Origin of the sequence: Lutibacter sp. (assembly GCF_041555395.1) — a bacterium.
Lineage (GTDB): Bacteria > Bacteroidota > Bacteroidia > Flavobacteriales > Flavobacteriaceae > Lutibacter.
In genome coordinates, this window is sequence record NZ_JBFFKM010000052.1 from 1 (window position 1) to 18,565 (window position 18,565).

An 18,565-nucleotide genomic window follows, 5' to 3' on the forward strand; every position below is an offset into this window, starting at 1 on the left:
GATACCTTTTTAGAAGGTGAATTATGGAAAGTATAAATTTCTACAAAAACAAGAAACTTAGTATAATCAACAGTTTGTTAAATAATAAGCATAAAAAAAGCCTCCTAAATAGGAAGCTTTTAAACTTTGGTGGGCAATGAGGGATTGAAAAAATTGCTCAACATTGTACCCCCCTAATAATTAATAATTTTTAAAAATGTGATATTTATCATGTTTAATACATATCATTGCATCACTAACTTAAAAATAAAAACACAATTATGAAAAAAATTAAGTATTTAATAATTATGGCTGTTGCCGTTATGTTATCTGTTTCATGTAGTGATGATGATGATGATAATGATGTTAACCCTCTGGTTGGTAATTGGGAATTAACAGAATCTGTGGAAGGTTATGAACTTAGCTTAACAGCTACGTTCAATTCAAATTTAACTGGTACAATGAGCACAGTTCTAACTTTTGAAGGAGAAACGGTAACTGAAAATGAAAGTTTTACATGGAGCACAGATGGTAATAAATTAACACTAATAATAAATGGAATGACTGAAATATCGACGTATTCAATTTCAGGTAATACACTGACAGTTACTTCTGATGGTGAAAATATTGTTTTAACAAGGGTTTAAAGCCTATTCATTGATTTCCTTTTCTAGGATTTAATTTTAATCCGAAAAATTATAAACCCTATTAATTTATTTTAGTGGGGTTTTTGTTTAATTCTTATTTTCCTTTATTTAATAAAGAACCAAATAAATTACATTGTAAAAAGAGATAATTTAATTAACACTGGATACATATATTAAAGCTGTTAGAAATAAACTCCATACAATCTAAGCTAAATAGCAAGCATAAAAAAATCCTACTATTTCTAGTAGGATTTTACTTTGGTGGGCAATGATAGTTAAATATTATAGACATAAAAAAACCCTCTCTACTTGGGGTTGGAGAGGGAAAATTGCTATGAAAAAGATGTAGGTTTAGAAACCTACACATCAAATGTAACTTATAATACATAATAAAATATGACGATTATCATGAAATCTAATATTTTTAAAAAAGGCATAAAAAAAGCTTCCTAAAATGGAAGCTTTTAACTTTGGTGGGCATTGATAGTTAAATATTATAGACATAAAAAACCCTCTCTACTTGAGGTTGGAGAGGGAAAATTGCTATGAAAAAGATGTAGGCTTAAACGCCTACAAAGTAAAAATACTATCATAATTCCATTTTAATGTGAAGCATGTCACATAACTAAATCTTTGCAATTACGCAAACGTTTTCGTGTTGATAACTAGTCCCTAAACAATTTAATTTAAAACCCTGTTATTTCTAGCAATATTTTACTTTAGTGGTAACGAGGAAAAGGAAAAAACTAAAACCACACCATCTTACGGATTGAATATCAGTATTTAATAATTAATTAAATTTAGGGTAATTGGTGTTTATCATACTTTTCACCAATTAATTACACATATCCTGAAATTCAATACAAAAAAATTATTATCTTTAGCTAAACATTTTATTTATTGTTAAATGTTTAGTATTAACCAAACAAAATATCAAATTATGGATTTAAAAAAATCAGTTCTGAATCTTCTATTATGCTTAGTATTGTCACCAATCATTATTTACATTATTTTAGGAATAGCCAAATTGGCTGGTTCTACGTATGAGATGTCTAATGGTGAAACGTTTATTATATGGCTTCTGATGGCTATTGTTATCAGACTATCAATCACGCAGAAGGCTTGATAAACTTTTTTAGACAGAATGAATTTTAAAATGCCAATTTAAAAATTGGCATTTTATTTTAGAGTTTCAAAAAATAGTAAGCATAAAAAAAGCCTCCTAAATAGGAAGCTTTTAAACTTTGGTGGGCAATGAGGGGTTCTATTTTTATATTAATATTAGTTGTTTGAAGGCAAGTCAAAATACAGTCCAATATTAAAATTTCCTGTTTCTTGCATCAAATTTCTATTATTTAAATTTTCTGAAAACACCAATTGAAGTTGGATTTTAACTTCTTCCCAACCACCTCTAATAGTTAAAGCAGGTTCAAACAGGAAAGAAAATTTATTGTTTTTTATATACTCTAAATCATCTTGATCATAAGGTTCAACGTTATTGGAAATAACAGAGTGATAATTCAATCCTGAAAATCTTGATGAAAGAGCTACCTCAAACCCTCTTACTTTATAACCAATATTAGGTTGTATAAACAATCGTGTAAATTTAACTTTTGAATCACCTTGTGAATATTCATTATTTATAGAGCCCAAACCTATACCCCCATACGTTTCAAATACAAATCTTTGTCCTAAAGGCTTATAATATCCAGTACCTATTTCAAAAAAAGTCCCTTTTCCTGATTCATTCCTTCCTGACTCATAGTTTTCCTCACCGCTTCCAGTCATAAAATTTGCCATTATCCCAATATTTTTTGCAACTGCTGATGAAAATTGTGCTTCAAAGCCCGTAAATTCATCTCCTCCACTTAGTGCAGCAACAATCTTAGTTTCTCCCTTTTCTTTTAGTAATGGGACATTATGCCCATTAGGCGCATAATAATAATGAACACAGCTTGTGAAAGGAATTACTAAAGTAATTAATAAAATACTCTTTAAAAAATTCATTTTTAACCTCATAATATGCTGATTTTAAAGAACCTCCTTAAATTTAATAAATAATATTAATAATTAAAACATTTATCTACTTAAATTATTATAAGACCTTTTTTTAAGATCATAATTTGTGGAATATTGGTTTATAAATTTCTTAGAAAGGCTATAATCCAATTGAAACAAGCTTATTAAGTAAATTTAACTCATAAAAAAAATCCCACAATTTCTTGTGGGATTTATAATTGGTGGGCAATGAGTTTTACATCTTTTTGCTTATACTAAACACATTTAAATTTTTCAATCAGTCCATTTTTAATAGAATCAGTCGCTTTATAAATTATATTAAAATGATATCTATCAGTTTGTTATTCGACAAATATCATTGTACAAGAATTTTAAACAACGCACATTTCCTTTGAATATAAAAAGGAAGGGAATTCTTAAGAAAAGGGATTCTTTAAGTTTAATTAAAAAATAAAGTCATGAAAAAATTACTATTTTTAATTTTTTTGGTAGTATTAGGTTGCCAAAAAGATGAACTCATTTTATCAGAGGCTAGTTCAATGATGAACGATGATGTTGCCTTTAAGTCTATGGTAGCATTCCCTGACATATTACCATTGCCAAATGGTTTTCAACCAGAAGGTATTGTAATAGGGCCCAAACATAATTTTTATGTTGGTTCAGTTCAAACAGGAATAATTTATAAAGGAGATTTGAGAACTGGTCAAGGTTTAGAATTTATAACTCCTACCACACCTTCTCAAGCACTTGGATTGGCTTATGATAAACGCAGCAGTTATTTATTTGTATCCGGTGGTTATGATTTTGAACCGCCTTTTACTGGAACCATAAATATTTATGACTCAAAGACAGGTGATCTTGTGCAAACATTCCTCATTGACTCCCCTTATCCACTATTTATTAATGATGTTATTGTAACTAATAATGCAGCCTATTTTACAGATTCAATAAATCCTGTACTTTATAAAATAGCACTGGAGGAAGACGGAAGAATTTCTACTCCAGGTCAGGTTGAAAAATTGCTTTTGGAAGGATTCTCAATGACACCAATAGGATTACCCGGATTTCCTTTCCCTATTTTTGCAAATGGAATTGAAGCCTCTCCTTCGGGAAAAATACTAATTATTGGAAATTTGGAAAGAGGAGAGTTGTATAAAGTCGATCCAGCAACTGGTGAAGCTATCTTAATTGATTTGGGAGGTGATTTTTTGCACTATTCTGACGGTATTTTACTCGATGGTAAAACTCTTTATGTTGTTCAAAATCTTATGAATCAAATAGCTGTTGTAAAACTAAATGACGATTATATTTCTGGATTAGTGGTTGATTACATTAGTAATTCACAATTCCATATACCATCAACGATTGCTGAATTTGGCAGCAACCTATATGCTGTGAACGCACATTTTGATGAAGCTCCTCCAGGTGCTGGCTCGTTTCCTGATGTTGAATTTGAAATTATTAAAGTAATGAAATAAATAAATAGCCATTTTTATTGATTACTACCTTAAGGATTTAAATTATATTGATTTATTATCAATGAGGAAATAATTCAATACACTCCTTTATTCAATTCATGTTACAAATAAAAAATCCTACTATTTCTAGTAGGATTTTACTTTGGTGGGCAATGAGGGGTTCGAACCCCCGACCCCCTCGGTGTAAACGAGGTGCTCTGAACCAGCTGAGCTAATTGCCCTAAGCGGATGCAAATATATGACTACATTTTTAATACACAAAGCTTTTTTGAAAAAACATTACAGAATTATTAATTTTTAATGATCTTAATTCTGTTGTTCTTTTTATTAAAATAAATCATAAAAAAAAACGCTGAACCAAGTGGTTCAGCGCCACTATTTTAATGAAAGGCTATTTTTGTAGCGATGGAACATTTCTGTAAATGGCATCGCCATGGCCGGCAAATAATTTAGCATATTTTTTAAAAAATTCCTCACCTTTGGCTTTATCAGTCCAATGTGCGTCTTCCAACTTGCCGTTTTCTTCAAAAGATTTCTCAATGTCGGCTAAATTATTATAGACCGATACTTCAATAAGATCCTGGCTATTTGAGCCATATCGATGTCTCATGGTATAAAATCCCTTAACAAAAGTATTTTTCATGGTTACATTGTCAAAATATTCCCTGTAACCAGCTCCGCCAGTGCCAGCTTTATTTTTCTTTATATAATAAATCAAAGGTTCTTTTGAATCGGATTTTACCTGTTTGCTAAAATTCATGGAAGCATAAATTTCATCGCTGTGTTTGGTGGCATAATAGCTATTTTGCTTTTCGAAAAAAGCGGTTCTTTTAGCTTCATCCGGCCAAGCTTCCATCACTAATTTGTTGGTGATCTCGTTTGCTTTTTCAATGTCTTCCCAAGAATTGAAAACCGACACTGATAAAATTTCAGAATCATCTGGCGTAAAATAATGCATATAGTAACCCGAGCCAATAATTAAATTATTTTTTGCAGTTACTTTATTGTAATATTCTTCCTCGGTTTTTCTCCAATCGGTAAAGTCAACATTGGGATCACTGCTCCTATGCAATGTTGTAACTGTTAAAAAAACAGGTTGAAATTCTTCTGTTTGGGCATCCTGAGCAGTTGCTTTTGTGGTAAACATAAATAGGAATACAAGCATTCCAAACGAAACGTTTTTAAGTAATTTCATAAATAGATAAATTTAGTTAGTAATTAAAGTAAAATAATAATTTACAGCCAGATGACTGGATTAAATAGTTAAACAAAAAATTTGTTAAAAAAAATAACAGTATTAATAAATAAAAAAACAGGAGGTTTACAGTAGCAATTTGAGGATTTTTATTGCTATAAAGGTCCGTTACTAAATAAGTAAGATTTAAGTCTTCTTTTTGCTAATATAATAATTTATTCAACATAAAAAAATTTATTTAATACTTTTGATAGTCGAGAAATGAATCTTTAATAATTGAAAGACAATTTTACAATACTTCAGCAACCACAAATGTGCTTCCGCCAATAAAAATCAAATCGTTTTTACCCGCTATATTAAGTGCTGATTTATAGGCAGCTTCAACTGAGCTGTAAGCCTCACCCATCAACTGAAATTTGACGCATTGCTGTTGGAATTCAAGCGCGTCTAAACCTCTTGGAATATTTGGTCTGCAAAAATAATATATTGCATTTTTTGGAAACAACGGCAGTAACGTTTTTAAATCTTTGTCATTTACAACACCTATAACCATGTGTAATTGATCAAATTCTTCCTCCTGTAATTGTTTAAGAACATATTGGAGTCCTTCTTTATTATGGGCGGTGTCGCAAATTACTTTTGGCTGTTCATTTAACACCTGCCATCTACCCAATAATCCGGTATTTTGAACCACCTTTTTTAATCCATTTTGAATGTTCTTTTCTGAAATAACAAAACCTTTTGTTTTTAAAACAGCAATGGTTTGGACAACGGTTTTAATGTTATGGACTTGGTAAACCCCCTTTAAATCAGACAGATAAGTGTTACTATCGTTGCTTGCAGCTAAAAATAATGGCGACTCTTTTTCTTTGGCAGTTTTCTCAAAAACAGGAAATACTTCTTTTTGATATTCTCCAATGACCACAGGAACTTTAGATTTTATGATTCCTGCTTTTTCAAAAGCGATTTCCGGCAAGGTTTCCCCGAGAAACTGTGTATGGTCATAACCAATATTCGTGATTACTGAAACTTCGGGCGTAATAATATTGGTAGAATCAAGTCTTCCTCCCAGCCCAACTTCAATAATGGCAATATTTACTTTGTGTTTTGCAAAACAATCAAACGCCAAACCCACCGTCATTTCAAAAAATGAAAGTTGATGCGCTTCAAAAAAAAATTTGTTATTTTTTATAAAATCTACGACTTCACTTTTCTTAATTATTTTGCCGTTAATTTTAATACGTTCCCTGAAATCCTTTAAATGAGGTGACGTATACAAACCAACCTTATAACCCGCTTCCTGCAAAACAGAAGCCAACATATGGCTTGTGGAACCTTTTCCGTTGGTTCCTGCCACGTGAATAGTTTTGAAAGTTGATTCAGGATAATTAAGGTGTTTAGAAAGTGCTAAACTATTGGTTAAATCTTTTTTAAAAGCTGCTGCACCTTGCCTCTGAAACATGGGCAATTGCGAAAACATCCAATTTAGGGTATTGGTATAGTTCATTAAAAATTATTGAGACAATGAAAATCTGTATTTTATAACGCCAATTTGTTTGGAAGGCGCATTTGAATCGGGCTGCCAAGTGGTATTTAAAGCCGCTTCTTTAGCCTGCGACAACAAACATGCAGCTGTATTGGTAGATCCTTTTATCCCGGGTGTTGCATGAATCACTTTTCCGTAAACGTTTACTTCAATGCTCACCACAACCAATCCTTCTTCATCACAAATATAGTTTGGTTTTGGCCTGCTTATTGGTTTTCTGTTTCCCAATTGGTAATCGCCACCGCCACCACCGCCGCCATTGCCATAGTAGCCGTTTGCGTTAGGATCACCTGTTATTTTTCCTTTGTCTCCGGCAGTATTGTCGTCTCCCTGGCCGCCAGTTGCTGTTCCGTTACTATTGCTCACACCTCCGATTAACGCATCTAATTTTTTTCTTTTTTCAAACTCTTCTGCTTGTTGCTTTGCAATGGCTTCCTGTTGGGCTCTTACTTTTCGGGCAACCTCATCAGCTTTCTTTTTTGCTTCTAATTGCTTTTTTATAACAATAGCGTCTTCCGTATTTTGCGTAAGTACTTCTTCCGCTACTTTGGGAGCTGTTTGTGTTACTTGTTCTTTTATGGCTTCCTGTTGTTCTTTTGCGACTTCCTGAGGAGCTGCTCTTAAAGGTTCAGTAGGCTGAATATTTCCCATTCCAACTTCAGAAGTTCCAAAATTTAAGGCAATTCCATATTCTTCCGGCGGATCTAAATAAGTCATTCCAAAGAAAAAAAGCGACACCACTAAAAGGCTCATCGCTAAACTTGTTAACACGGCCGACTTTCGTTTATGGTCTGTATCTAAAAAATTGGACATATTTTTATTTTGGACGAACTGCCAATATTACTTTATATCTGTTTCTGTTTGCAATATCCATTACTTTCACTGCTTTTTCTATGGGAACCCCTTCTTCTGCCCTTAAAACTATGGTAGGCTCTTCTTTTCCTGCTAACAATGCCAGCAAATCCTGTTCCAATATTTCCTCATCTGCTATTTTGTTGTCAATATAAAAAACCAAATCTTTTGTAATGGTTACTGAAGTGGCTTTCTTATTTTCGGTTTTCCCGCTTGCTTTTGGCAACAAAATATCCAAAGCACTGGTGGTAACCAATGTTGAAGTGATCATGAAAAATATAAGCAATAAAAAAACAATATCGGTCATAGATGACATACTAAATTCCGGACTTATTTTATTTCTGCCTCTTATATCCATAGGTTATATTTTATTTAAAATTGAAACAAATAAATTTAATTTCTAACTTTTAGGTTTTGGGTTATAAGTTTTGAGTGCCTAAAACGCCTAAAGTTTTTTTGGGTTTAGGGTTTTTACTTCTAACTTCTAATATTTTTTGCCTTTTGTTTTGCTGTCTTGCAGTCTTACTTCGCTCTTTTAAAGGCTTGTGATCTTTACTTTTTTTTCCTAAACCTTTAGCTTCTTACCTCTCACTTTTCGATTTTCCCCTTTTACTTCTAATATCTAACTTCTAATATTTAACTTTTTACTATTGCCCATTGCCTTTTGCCTATTATTGCCTTTTAATATCTAACTTTTTTAAACCGGTTCGTTTAACAAGTCTAAAAATTCTACTGAATGTGCTTCCATTTCATACACCACTTTATTGGTTCTCACAACCAAATGATTGTATTGAACATAAGCGATAATACCCACAATTAATCCCGCAACAGTGGTTGTCATGGCTGTATACAATCCGTCAGACAGCATTTTAATGTCTATTTGTCCGCCAGCATTCGCTATTTCGTGAATGGCTACAATCATACCAATAACAGTTCCCAAAAATCCAAGCATAGGAGCAGCTCCTGCAATGGTAGCCAGCACGCTCACATTTTTTTCAAGTTTGTAAATTTCCAATCGTCCGGCATTTTCAATGGCGGTATTTATATCGGCCAAAGGTTTGCCAATTCGAGATACTCCTTTTTCAATTAATCGTGCTGCTGGCGAGTTTGCCTGTGCACATAAAACCTTTGCTGAATCCAATTTTCCATGAGATACATAATCCCTTATCTGGTTCATAAAATTGCTGTCGGTTTTTGAAGCTGCTTTTATGGCAAAAAATCTTTCAAAATAAATATACAGCGCAACGGTTAATAAAACTAAAAGTATGGAAATAATTATTTGGCCACCCAATCCGCCATCCATAATAAGGTTGTAAATTGAAAGCGATTTTTCTTCAGAAACGGTCTCCTGTAAAATTTCAGTTGAATCTTGTAGCATAATTAAAAACGTTGGGTTATATTTTATTTTCATTTAACGAAAATATAAATTTAAAATTGCATTTATATTTTTATAAAAAACCCGAGAAAAATCTCGGGCAATTATAATCTTACAATTCTAATCTTAAAAAGTAAAATTTCTCAAAAACATAAAAACAATTGCTCCGGTAACAAAACCTGCTGCAGCCAACCAAGCTATATTTTTTAAATACCACATGAAATTAATTTTCTCCATTCCCATGGCTACAACACCTGCTGCCGAGCCTATAATTAACATACTCCCTCCTGTTCCTGCAGAATAGGCAATAAAATGCCATAAATGACTGTCTATTGGCTCTTGAAACATTCCCATACTTGCAGCCACTAAAGGCACATTATCAATTATAGCAGAACCAACACCCAATAATATTATAACAATATCCGTATTTGGAATAATTGTTTTTAAAGCCTCAGCACCTAAAAATAGCATCCCTAAAGATTCTAAAGCAGCCACTGCCATTAAAATACCAAAGAAAAATAATACGCTTGGCATTTCAATTCTTGACAATGACTTGTGTACCGGACTGTGATAATCAACAGTATCGGCTTCTTCATCTATATAAGCACTGGAAATATTAAAAGCTCTTTTACTGTAAATTTCGGCAAAAATACCAACAACAGCTAAAGATAACATCATCCCAACATAAGGTGGCAGATGGGTAATTGTTTTAAATACCGGAACAGAAACAATAGCGAATAATCCTATATATAACATCCTTGGCCCGTACTTACTGCGAACGCCGTCATCTTCTAAAACATTGTCTATCTTTCCTTTAAACGGTTCCATAAATGAAGCAATAAATACTGGAACAGCCATACATACAATCGACGGAATAATTAGATATTCCATCAATTTTGCCGAAGTCACTTTTTTCCCGATCCAAAGCATTGTTGTGGTAACATCCCCAATTGGTGACCAGGCGCCACCTGCGTTTGCGGCGATAATAATTAAACTGGCAAACCACAATCGCGTATTTTTTTCAGGTACTATTTTTTGAAGAATGGTAATCAGTACAATAGTAGCCGTAAGGTTATCAATGATTGCAGACAGAAAAAATGCCAAAAATGCAAAAATCCACAATAACTTTTTCTTGCTTTTTGTTTTGATAAAATCTTTAAATGTTGAAAACCCATCAAAATAATCGATAATTTCAACAATCGTCATTGCACCCAACAGGAAAAATAAAATCTCGGCGGTTTTACCCAAATGATGCAACAGTGTTTCTTCTAATAAGTGATGTCTTTCAGCCAATGAAAAGTTCGCAAACCCTTCAACCAGTTTATGCCCGGCAGAATCGAACCAATTTGGAAAGCTATCAATTCCAAAAGCGACCAAAGCCCAAAGAACAGCCATCATCGCCAAGGCGGGAATAAGTTTATCCACCTTTAAATTATGTTCCAACGCGATCGCCAAATATCCTAAAATGAAGAGTATTACAATAATTGTTTCCATGTTTTTATTAAAGTTTAAATTAATTGTTTTAAGGCTATTTCAAAGGCAGTTTTACAAATCTGCTTTTTGCTTGAATTTCTTTTATAAGTATTTTCCAATGCGTTTTTTATGGTGTTTGAAGTATCGCTAAAAATGGCTTCATCTTTCATTGGCAATTCAACTCTTGACTCCATTAAATAAGCGAAAACCCTTGCAATTCCGCAATTTGAAATAAAATCAGGAATTAAGCTTACCTGTTTATCTGCAAATTCCATGATAGGTCCAAAGAAAATTTCCTTATCGGCGAAAGGAACATTCGCGCCAGGAGAAATAACTTCCAATCCGGAAGACGCCATTTTTGCTACTTGTTCTTGAGTAACAAGGCGAGATGCCGCTGCAGGAACAAATATTTCTGCAGGCAACGACCAAATTTTTTCATTGATTTCATCAAAAGGAATCATGTTTTCAGCATTTAATTGATTGCCGTCTTTTTCTAAAAACAAGGTTTTCATTTCTTCCAATGAAAATCCGAATTCATTAATCAACCCTCCGTTTCTGTCAATAATACCAACCACTTTAGCGCCTAGTTGCGTTAAATAATAAGCCGATGCGGAGCCAACATTTCCAAACCCTTGCACAATGGCTCGTTTTCCTTTAATGGAACCCCCATATATATTGTAATAATGCTTTACTGCTTCGGCAACACCATAACCAGTTAACATATCAGCAACCGTAAACTTATTGGATAAATCAGGTGAATAGTTGGCGTCTTCAATCACTTTTATAACACCGAATCGCAATTGCCCTATTCTGTTGATTTTCTCTGCTTCGGTAGGTTTAAAATGCCCATTAAAAACACCTTCCTGCGGATGCCAGACACCACAATCTTCCGTCATTGGAATCACTTCATGGATTTCATCCACATTTAAATCTCCTCCGGTTCCGTAGTAATGCTTTAATAATGGCGAAACAACTTTATACCATCTTTTTAAAACTTCTTCTTTTCTGGGGTCGTTTGGGTCAAAATTAATTCCAGATTTTGCGCCCCCAATTGCAGGGCCAGAAACGGTAAACTTCACTTCCATGGTTTTCGCCAATGAAAGCACTTCATTCATATCTAATCCCTTACGCATTCTTGTACCTCCGCCTGCAGCACCACCACGCAATGAATTTATAACTGTCCAACCTTCTGCTTCAGTTTCTTGGTCTTTCCAATGAAAAACAATTTCAGGTTGTTTATCTTCGTATTTTTTTAATAATTTTTTCATCCTTGATTTTTAACTAATTATGACTTTAATATACTGCCTGTTCTAAATAAAACACTTCCTGTTTTAAAAATAATCCCTCCGAAGGAGGTCACATTTGGGTCATAATTTAGTTGTTAAGCATTAATAATAAAAGGTAATCAAGTGCAACAAATATAACAAAAACTTATGGCGAATGTAAATATTTTTCATAATAAACAGATTTTATTATAGCAACATCTCAATAAAATCATTCTTTTCGTTTTCAAAACGTAATCCTTCGATAAAAGGAATCAGAAGACGTAATATATTTACCTTTTTGTTGTTTAATTCCTCTGTTTTCCATTTTTATTAAATATGTAAAATTTAACCTAAAAAAGTTTTATATTTGAACAAAAAATAAATTTTATATAAAACTCTTATTAATTATGGATTTTAATCTGTCTGAAGAACAAATAATGATACGCGATGCCGCCCGTGATTTTGCTCGTACTGAGCTTTTGCCGGGGGTAATTGAACGCGATGAAAAACAACAATTTCCTGCCGAACAAGTAAAAAAAATGGGGGAACTTGGGTTTTTGGGAATGATGGTTGATCCACTTTATGGTGGAAGCGGTTTGGATACAGTATCTTATGTCCTGGCCATGGAAGAAATTTCAAAGATTGATGCATCAGCTTCTGTAGTGATGTCAGTAAACAATTCTTTGGTTTGCTGGGGACTTGAAACTTATGGTACCGAAGAACAAAAACAAAAATATTTGGTGCCGCTGGCAAAAGGAGAAATCATTGGCGCTTTTTGTTTAAGTGAACCAGAGGCTGGTTCTGACGCTACTTCACAGCGCACTACAGCAATAGACAAAGGAGATTATTATTTGTTAAACGGAACAAAAAACTGGATTACCAACGGAAACAACGCGAGTGTTTATATAGTAATTGCACAAACCGATGTTGCAAAAGGACACAAAGGAATCAATGCCATTATTGTTGAGAAAGGAATGCTGGGTTTTGCTGTTGGAAATAAAGAAAATAAATTGGGAATTCGCGGATCAGATACACATTCTTTAATGTTTACAGATGTAAAAGTACCCAAAGAAAATAGAATTGGCGAAGATGGATTCGGATTTAAATTTGCCATGAAAACACTTGCCGGCGGCCGAATTGGCATTGCCGCACAAGCTTTGGGAATTGCTGCCGGAGCTTATGAATTGGCGCTAAAATACTCTAAAGAACGCAGGGCTTTTGGAAAGGAAATCAGCCAGCATCAGGCCATTGCATTTAAATTGGCAGATATGGCAACTTCTATTGAAGCCTCGAGACATTTATGTATGAAGGCGGCCTGGGAAAAAGACCAACACTTAAACTATGATTTAAGCGGCGCCATGGCAAAATTATACGCAGCTGATACCGCAATGAACGTAACCGTTGAAGCCGTGCAAATTCACGGAGGTTATGGTTTTGTAAAAGAATACCATGTGGAACGTTTAATGCGTGATGCCAAAATTACCCAAATTTATGAGGGAACTTCTGAAATTCAAAAAATAGTAATTTCAAGATCTGTATTGAGCTAAATTATTATTTAGGAAATAAACTAAAAAAACCTGTGAAGCGCGCTTCACAGGTTTTTTTGGTTAAAATTAGCTGCTTTTTAAAATTTCATCAGGAATATTAAATTCCCAATTCCGTAAATAATTCTTTTATTTTAGCATCTGATGGTCTTGGCGCATCAGCATCAACAATATTTCCTGCTGGATCTATTAAAATAAATCGAGGGATTGCATTGATGCCGTAATCCAAAATAAACTGAGATTCAAAATTGTTGTCGGCATATAACTGTATACCACCTAATTGTTCGGCTCCAACCATATTTTCCCAGGTTTCATGAGCTTCCGGCTTATCAACAGAAATACTTACAAATTCAATATTTTTACCAGCATATTCCTTTTCCAATGCTTTTAAAGATGGTATTTCAGCTTTACAAGGCGCACACCAGGTTGCCCAAACATCGATATAAACATATTTTCCTTTTAAATCGGCCAACGAAGTTTTTCCGCCTTTAAAGTTTTCATAGTTTGTAAATACAGGCGATGCTTTTCCTTTTCCCAAGCGGGTTAAGGTTTCATGCATACTTTCATAATTGGATTCAATATAACCAAAAAACATTTCATCGTTTCTGGCATCCATAACAACAATCACTGAATCTAAATTTTGAGCCTTATCTTTATAGCCTTTCAATTCTGATTTTGCTGCGGCAAGTTTGGTGTCAAAAGCTTCCTTATCCAAAGTGAAGTAGGATTTAGGATTTGCCTTGTCACTCATATAAAATGCACGTTTATTTTGCATAAAATTATTGGTTTCGGCACCTTCTCCATTAAATAAAACACCATCAGCTAAATTTTCACCTTTAAATTCCATGCTTAAATCATATCCGTTTTTAAGGAATAAGGTAACCCTGTCATTACCGCTAGAAATTGCGTGTACCCCATCGCTCACTTTAAGCGTATCTGAAAATGTACCATCACTGTTTACAGTAATTTCTTTTGAAAAATCTCTTCCCTGAACGGTTAATTTTTCAATGCCCGGCGTTTTTAACTTTCCATTTAATGTTACGTAATCCTTTTTTTCTGTTTCACAAGATACTATCGCAAGTACTGCAAAAAGTAAAATAATTTTTCTCATTGGGTTATTAAATTGTTTATAAATATTAAATTCTCTAAATAATCTGGTTAATTTTTACAAATCAGTATTGAAGGACAGCTATTAATGATCAAATTTTCCATATACAACACTGTTTTTGTTAATTAATTGTCAAAGATAAAATATATTATTCAATTAACTGAACACAGCATTACTTTAACAAATAATTTGCATATATTGTTTGGATTGCGGAATTTTGATGGCTCAAAACACAAACATGAACAAACTACATGATATCAATTCAAAACCTTTGGATTTCACCGCTTTAAGCGAACTTATTTTTACCGAAAAAAAGTTAAAACTTTCACCGGAATCCATTGAAAAAATTGAAAAATGTCGTCTATATCTGGATAAAAAACTCGAAAAACATGCAGCGCCCATTTATGGCATCAATACCGGATTTGGTTCCTTGTGCAATGTAAAGATTGACAATAACAATTTGCAAAAACTGCAGGAAAACTTAGTGATGAGCCACGCCTGCGGCACTGGAAGAAAAGTGGATAAGAGGATTGTGAAATTAATGCTTTTACTGAAAATTCAGTCACTTAGTTACGGCCATTCAGGCGTTCAGAGAGAAACTGTGGAGCGACTGATAGATTTTTACAACAACGATATTATTCCGGTGGTTTATGAGCAGGGTTCCCTGGGAGCTTCAGGCGATTTGGCCCCTTTGGCCCATTTGTCGCTGCCTTTAATCGGCAAAGGCGACGTATATTTTAATGATGAAATTGTTGCTAGCGACATTGTTTTAAAACAGTTTAACTGGAGCAAAATTGAATTAAAATCGAAGGAAGGGCTGGCATTGCTTAATGGTACTCAATTTATGGGTGCTTACGGGGTTCATTTAATTCTGAAATCGTATAAACTGTCTTATTTGGCCGACTTAATTGGCGCTCTTTCTTTAGATGCTTTTGATGGAAGAATGGAACCATTTAATGAACTTCTTCATTTTATAAGGCCGCATAACGGACAAATAAAAACAGCGCAACGCATTAAAGATTTTTTAGAAAACAGTGAAATAGCCGGGCAACATAAAGAACATGTGCAGGATCCCTATTCTTTCAGGTGTATGCCTCAGGTTCATGGCGCAAGCAAAGACGCATTAAACTATTGTAAAAATGTTTTTTCTACGGAAATTAATTCGGTAACCGACAATCCTATCATCTTTACGGAAGCCAATGAAATTATTTCCGGAGGAAATTTTCACGGACAACCATTAGCCCTCGCTTTTGATTTTATGGGCATTGCCATGGCCGAACTGGGAAGCATTTCAGAAAGAAGAACATTTCAGCTTATTTCCGGACAACGGAATTTACCGCCATTTTTAGTGAAAAATCCCGGTTTAAACAGCGGATTAATGATTCCTCAATATACCGCCGCAAGTATTGTAAGCCAAAATAAACAATTGGCAACCCCGTCATCGGTAGACTCTATTGTTTCAAGTAACGGACAGGAAGATCATGTGAGTATGGGCGCCAACGGAGCCACAAAAACAAAACAAATTGTTGATAATATTGAAACTATTTTAGCCATTGAACTGCTGAATGCTTCGCAGGCATTGCATTTTAGAAAACCTTTAAAAAGCTCCGCATTTTTAGAGTCTTTTCTGGAAATGTACAGAAGCGAAGTTCCTTTTATTGAAAATGACACCATTTTAAGCACAGAAATTAAAAAAACAGTGTCTTTCTTAACGAATATGAACATTGACAATGAAGAATTGTTTTAGTGATATCGGTTTTAGTATTGAGAAATGAGCATTGAGAAGTGAAAAATTCAATTCATTACCTACAGTGCTGTTTATAAAACTGCTTATTCATAAAAAATAAAGATTTCTAATAAGATAAAATTTCGTCATTTTGAACTTGCTCAGCAGGTTCAAAATGACGTTTTTTAATACCTTTTTAATTTTTTTGTGCTCCTTTTATGATTCATTTTATCCATTGCTGAAATTAACCGCTCAAAATTTTTATTTTATTTTCTTAAATTTTAGCAAAAAAATTGATAAATATCAGAAAGAATTGATTTGTCTTTTCCTGAAATAATTATTTTAATACCGTTTATTTGAATAATAAAACCAATTATTAAAATCCTGCTTCAATTCATTCGAATTTGATATATATCATCCAATTCCTTCAAATTAGGTCATAAATTTATTTAAGTTTTTAACCCCTCCTTTGTATTGTAAACCTCAAATTGTATTAAAAATAAATCGTTTCCCCAAAAAAACGCATCCCAAAATTCCATATCCCGAGTTGGTTAAATATGAATTTAACCAAATGCAGGAACACGTCCTACACTTAACTTATATGTTAGGTGATGTTTGGTATTCAATTGTTGAATACGAGAATTATTAAAATTGTATCAAAAGTTAATCGTTTTCTCCAAAAAAACGCATCCCAAAATCCATATCCCAAGTTGGTTAAATATGAATTTAACCAAATGCAGGAACACGTCGTACGCTTAACTACTATGTTAGGTGATGTTTGGTATTCAATTGTTGAATACGGGAATTATTAAAATTAATAATCAAAAAAATTATCAAAAAATTAAAATTATGGAAAATTTTACTTTTACTAGAGAAACGTCCTTTTTAAGGCCAAAACTATGGCGCTGTTGTTGGCGAAAATTGCTTTTTTTGCCTCTTATAATGGCGGCAATGCTTATGAATAACAACGTTAATGCGCAGATTCCTCAAAAGGCTGGCAATGTACCAGTTTTATTTCCAAACGGGGGTTTTGCTGTTGACGGCGATGCCTTTGCCAGAACACCAAATTTAGCTGTAGGTGACTGGTGGGTAAATTTACTAAATCCAACACCTCCAAGGTCTGTTTTCGATGCAGCCGGAGACGTGGTAATGCCACTTCCTCTAGGCACGGAAGTTATAAGATTTACAGATGAATACAGAGGTGATGGTTTAGATGATGATACCACTTTCCCGGGGAGAAATAAAATTAATGACAACCCCAATACCTATGAGGTTGGAATAGGAAATGTAACACCCAAGGATGATATGCAAAATGCGGTAGCGGTTTTTACCAATGGCGATCCCACTTTAACAACCCCTCTTTATGTTGCTACTGGAGATTCCTCCGATATATGGTGTTTGTTTGCTGCCGACCGTTGGCGAACTAATGGCGCGAGCTATAATGACTTCGAGTTTAACCAAAATACTATGATTCTTGGAGCTAATGGATTTATAATTTCTTCGGCACCAGTATTAGATGGAGATGGCGATCCTACAGGGGGAAGAACTCCTGGTGATATTTTAATCACCATTGAATATGTACGAGGAGGAAATTTTGGTCAAATTTATGTTGATAGGTGGGATAAAGACGGTATCGGTCAAGAATATTATTGGAAAGCGGTAGATCTTACCCTTCCACAATATGCCAATACAATTTTTGTTACCCCTAACCTAGAAGAAGAACTCTCTCCATGGCCAATTTATGATCAACCATCACCTTATACCTATGCGATAAACCAATATACAGAAGGTGCTATCAACCTTTCCGATATATTTGGATCGGATGATGTATGTGGAGCCGTGGCCACAGTATGGGCACGGACAAAAACTTCACATTCAACTCAAGCCGAGTTGATGGATCTTGCCGGTATAGCCCAATTGAATGTAGGTCCACCCGACTTAGTAGCAGAATGTCCAGGTAATGAAACAATGCCTGCTTGTTCAACCCCAGAACAAATAAATACTGCTTTCAATGAATGGAAAGCCGGTTTCTCTTATGAAGGTGGCGTTCCTACTATCACAGAAAGTTATGCTTACACTGGTGGTGCTGTTATAGGCAGTAATTTAAATTCACTTTCACCTCCTGATATTTGCGGTGGTACTGTTTCTATTACTTATACTGTTACAGATTTTTGTGGACAAACAGATAATTGTACAGCCACATTTACAGTAACTGATGCTCCAGAAATAACTATAGTACAGGCTCCACAGAACGGTTCAGTGAGTGCTTGTGACTATGAAGAAGGAGACTTTGCTGCTTGGATAGCATTACAAGAGTCTAATTTAGGTCTTGCAGGCGGATGTGATCCACAGTTATCA

General features: G+C 34.1%; 14 protein-coding genes and 1 tRNA gene. 5 read left to right on the forward strand and 10 right to left on the reverse strand.

The genetic code is table 11. The features are described 5' to 3' along the window. Positions 1 to 260: 260 nt before the first annotated feature. On the forward strand, positions 261 to 626 hold the full coding sequence (locus ABY285_RS10240) for a lipocalin family protein (RefSeq protein ID WP_372769710.1): 366 nt from the start codon (positions 261 to 263) through the stop codon (positions 624 to 626). A 1,281-nt stretch (positions 627 to 1,907) separates the two neighbouring features. Here the strand turns inward: ABY285_RS10240 and ABY285_RS10245 are convergent. Further along, on the reverse strand, positions 1,908 to 2,633 hold the full coding sequence (locus ABY285_RS10245) for a hypothetical protein (protein ID WP_372769712.1): 726 nt from the start codon (positions 2,631 to 2,633) through the stop codon (positions 1,908 to 1,910). A gap of 470 nt (positions 2,634 to 3,103) precedes the next feature. Here ABY285_RS10245 and ABY285_RS10250 point away from each other — a divergent pair, with 470 nt between their 5' ends. Beyond that, complete coding sequence (locus tag ABY285_RS10250) at positions 3,104 to 4,123, forward strand: SMP-30/gluconolactonase/LRE family protein (RefSeq protein WP_372769714.1); 1,020 nt, start codon at positions 3,104 to 3,106, stop codon at positions 4,121 to 4,123. A gap of 143 nt (positions 4,124 to 4,266) precedes the next feature. Here the strand turns inward: ABY285_RS10250 and ABY285_RS10255 are convergent. The 8 genes from ABY285_RS10255 to ABY285_RS10290 all read right to left on the reverse strand — a co-directional run bounded on the left by ABY285_RS10255 (position 4,267) and on the right by ABY285_RS10290 (position 11,832). Further along, positions 4,267 to 4,344: transfer RNA gene (locus tag ABY285_RS10255), tRNA-Val, on the reverse strand. A 170-nt stretch (positions 4,345 to 4,514) separates the two neighbouring features. Next, entirely contained in the window at positions 4,515 to 5,318 is an 804-nt protein-coding gene (locus ABY285_RS10260; RefSeq protein WP_372769716.1) for a hypothetical protein, read from the reverse strand. A 289-nt stretch (positions 5,319 to 5,607) separates the two neighbouring features. Then, entirely contained in the window at positions 5,608 to 6,825 is a 1,218-nt protein-coding gene (locus tag ABY285_RS10265) for a folylpolyglutamate synthase/dihydrofolate synthase family protein (RefSeq protein WP_372769719.1), read from the reverse strand. Positions 6,826 to 6,831: 6 nt separating this feature from the next. Beyond that, positions 6,832 to 7,677 carry a cell envelope integrity protein TolA gene (locus tag ABY285_RS10270; RefSeq protein ID WP_372769721.1) on the reverse strand — a complete coding sequence of 282 codons (846 nt, stop codon included), beginning with the start codon at positions 7,675 to 7,677 and terminating at the stop codon, positions 6,832 to 6,834. 4 nt (positions 7,678 to 7,681) lie between these two features. Further along, entirely contained in the window at positions 7,682 to 8,074 is a 393-nt protein-coding gene (locus tag ABY285_RS10275; RefSeq protein WP_372769723.1) for an ExbD/TolR family protein, read from the reverse strand. 339 nt (positions 8,075 to 8,413) lie between these two features. After that, positions 8,414 to 9,094, reverse strand: coding sequence for a MotA/TolQ/ExbB proton channel family protein (locus ABY285_RS10280; protein ID WP_372769725.1), 681 nt, complete (start codon positions 9,092 to 9,094; stop codon positions 8,414 to 8,416). A 123-nt stretch (positions 9,095 to 9,217) separates the two neighbouring features. Further along, complete coding sequence (gene nhaD / locus ABY285_RS10285) at positions 9,218 to 10,585, reverse strand: sodium:proton antiporter NhaD (RefSeq protein WP_372769727.1); 1,368 nt, start codon at positions 10,583 to 10,585, stop codon at positions 9,218 to 9,220. A gap of 14 nt (positions 10,586 to 10,599) precedes the next feature. Further along, on the reverse strand, positions 10,600 to 11,832 hold the full coding sequence (locus ABY285_RS10290) for a Glu/Leu/Phe/Val dehydrogenase dimerization domain-containing protein (protein WP_372769729.1): 1,233 nt from the start codon (positions 11,830 to 11,832) through the stop codon (positions 10,600 to 10,602). Positions 11,833 to 12,236: 404 nt separating this feature from the next. On the opposite strand from ABY285_RS10290, the gene ABY285_RS10295 reads away from it, so the two are divergent. Continuing rightward, positions 12,237 to 13,376 (forward strand): acyl-CoA dehydrogenase, encoded by a 1,140-nt coding sequence (locus ABY285_RS10295; protein WP_372769731.1) that lies wholly within the window; start codon positions 12,237 to 12,239, stop codon positions 13,374 to 13,376. A 97-nt stretch (positions 13,377 to 13,473) separates the two neighbouring features. On the opposite strand, the gene ABY285_RS10300 is transcribed toward ABY285_RS10295, so the two are convergent. Next, the gene (locus ABY285_RS10300) at positions 13,474 to 14,484 is read right to left on the reverse strand and encodes a redoxin domain-containing protein (protein WP_372769733.1); all 1,011 of its coding nucleotides are present in this window, start codon (positions 14,482 to 14,484) and stop codon (positions 13,474 to 13,476) included. Positions 14,485 to 14,719: 235 nt separating this feature from the next. Between ABY285_RS10300 and hutH the strand changes: the two genes are divergently transcribed. Together hutH and ABY285_RS10310 are read left to right on the forward strand one after the other, a co-directional pair. Next, on the forward strand, positions 14,720 to 16,228 hold the full coding sequence (hutH, locus tag ABY285_RS10305) for a histidine ammonia-lyase (RefSeq protein ID WP_372769735.1): 1,509 nt from the start codon (positions 14,720 to 14,722) through the stop codon (positions 16,226 to 16,228). A 753-nt stretch (positions 16,229 to 16,981) separates the two neighbouring features. Continuing rightward, positions 16,982 to 18,565: hypothetical protein (locus ABY285_RS10310; RefSeq protein ID WP_372769737.1), on the forward strand; the 1,584-nt coding region annotated here is incomplete at its 3' end.

Coding starts and splice junctions, on each gene's coding strand:
- ABY285_RS10300 (WP_372769733.1), bottom strand. CDS start 14,484: ATGAGAAAAATTATTTTACTTTTTGCAGTACTTGCGATAGTATCTTGT.
- ABY285_RS10290 (WP_372769729.1), bottom strand. CDS start 11,832: ATGAAAAAATTATTAAAAAAATACGAAGATAAACAACCTGAAATTGTT.
- ABY285_RS10270 (WP_372769721.1), bottom strand. CDS start 7,677: ATGTCCAATTTTTTAGATACAGACCATAAACGAAAGTCGGCCGTGTTA.
- hutH (WP_372769735.1), top strand. CDS start 14,720: ATGAACAAACTACATGATATCAATTCAAAACCTTTGGATTTCACCGCT.
- ABY285_RS10265 (WP_372769719.1), bottom strand. CDS start 6,825: ATGAACTATACCAATACCCTAAATTGGATGTTTTCGCAATTGCCCATG.
- ABY285_RS10295 (WP_372769731.1), top strand. CDS start 12,237: ATGGATTTTAATCTGTCTGAAGAACAAATAATGATACGCGATGCCGCC.
- ABY285_RS10280 (WP_372769725.1), bottom strand. CDS start 9,094: ATGCTACAAGATTCAACTGAAATTTTACAGGAGACCGTTTCTGAAGAA.
- ABY285_RS10245 (WP_372769712.1), bottom strand. CDS start 2,633: ATGAATTTTTTAAAGAGTATTTTATTAATTACTTTAGTAATTCCTTTC.
- ABY285_RS10240 (WP_372769710.1), top strand. CDS start 261: ATGAAAAAAATTAAGTATTTAATAATTATGGCTGTTGCCGTTATGTTA.
- ABY285_RS10275 (WP_372769723.1), bottom strand. CDS start 8,074: ATGGATATAAGAGGCAGAAATAAAATAAGTCCGGAATTTAGTATGTCA.
- ABY285_RS10250 (WP_372769714.1), top strand. CDS start 3,104: ATGAAAAAATTACTATTTTTAATTTTTTTGGTAGTATTAGGTTGCCAA.
- nhaD (WP_372769727.1), bottom strand. CDS start 10,585: ATGGAAACAATTATTGTAATACTCTTCATTTTAGGATATTTGGCGATC.
- ABY285_RS10260 (WP_372769716.1), bottom strand. CDS start 5,318: ATGAAATTACTTAAAAACGTTTCGTTTGGAATGCTTGTATTCCTATTT.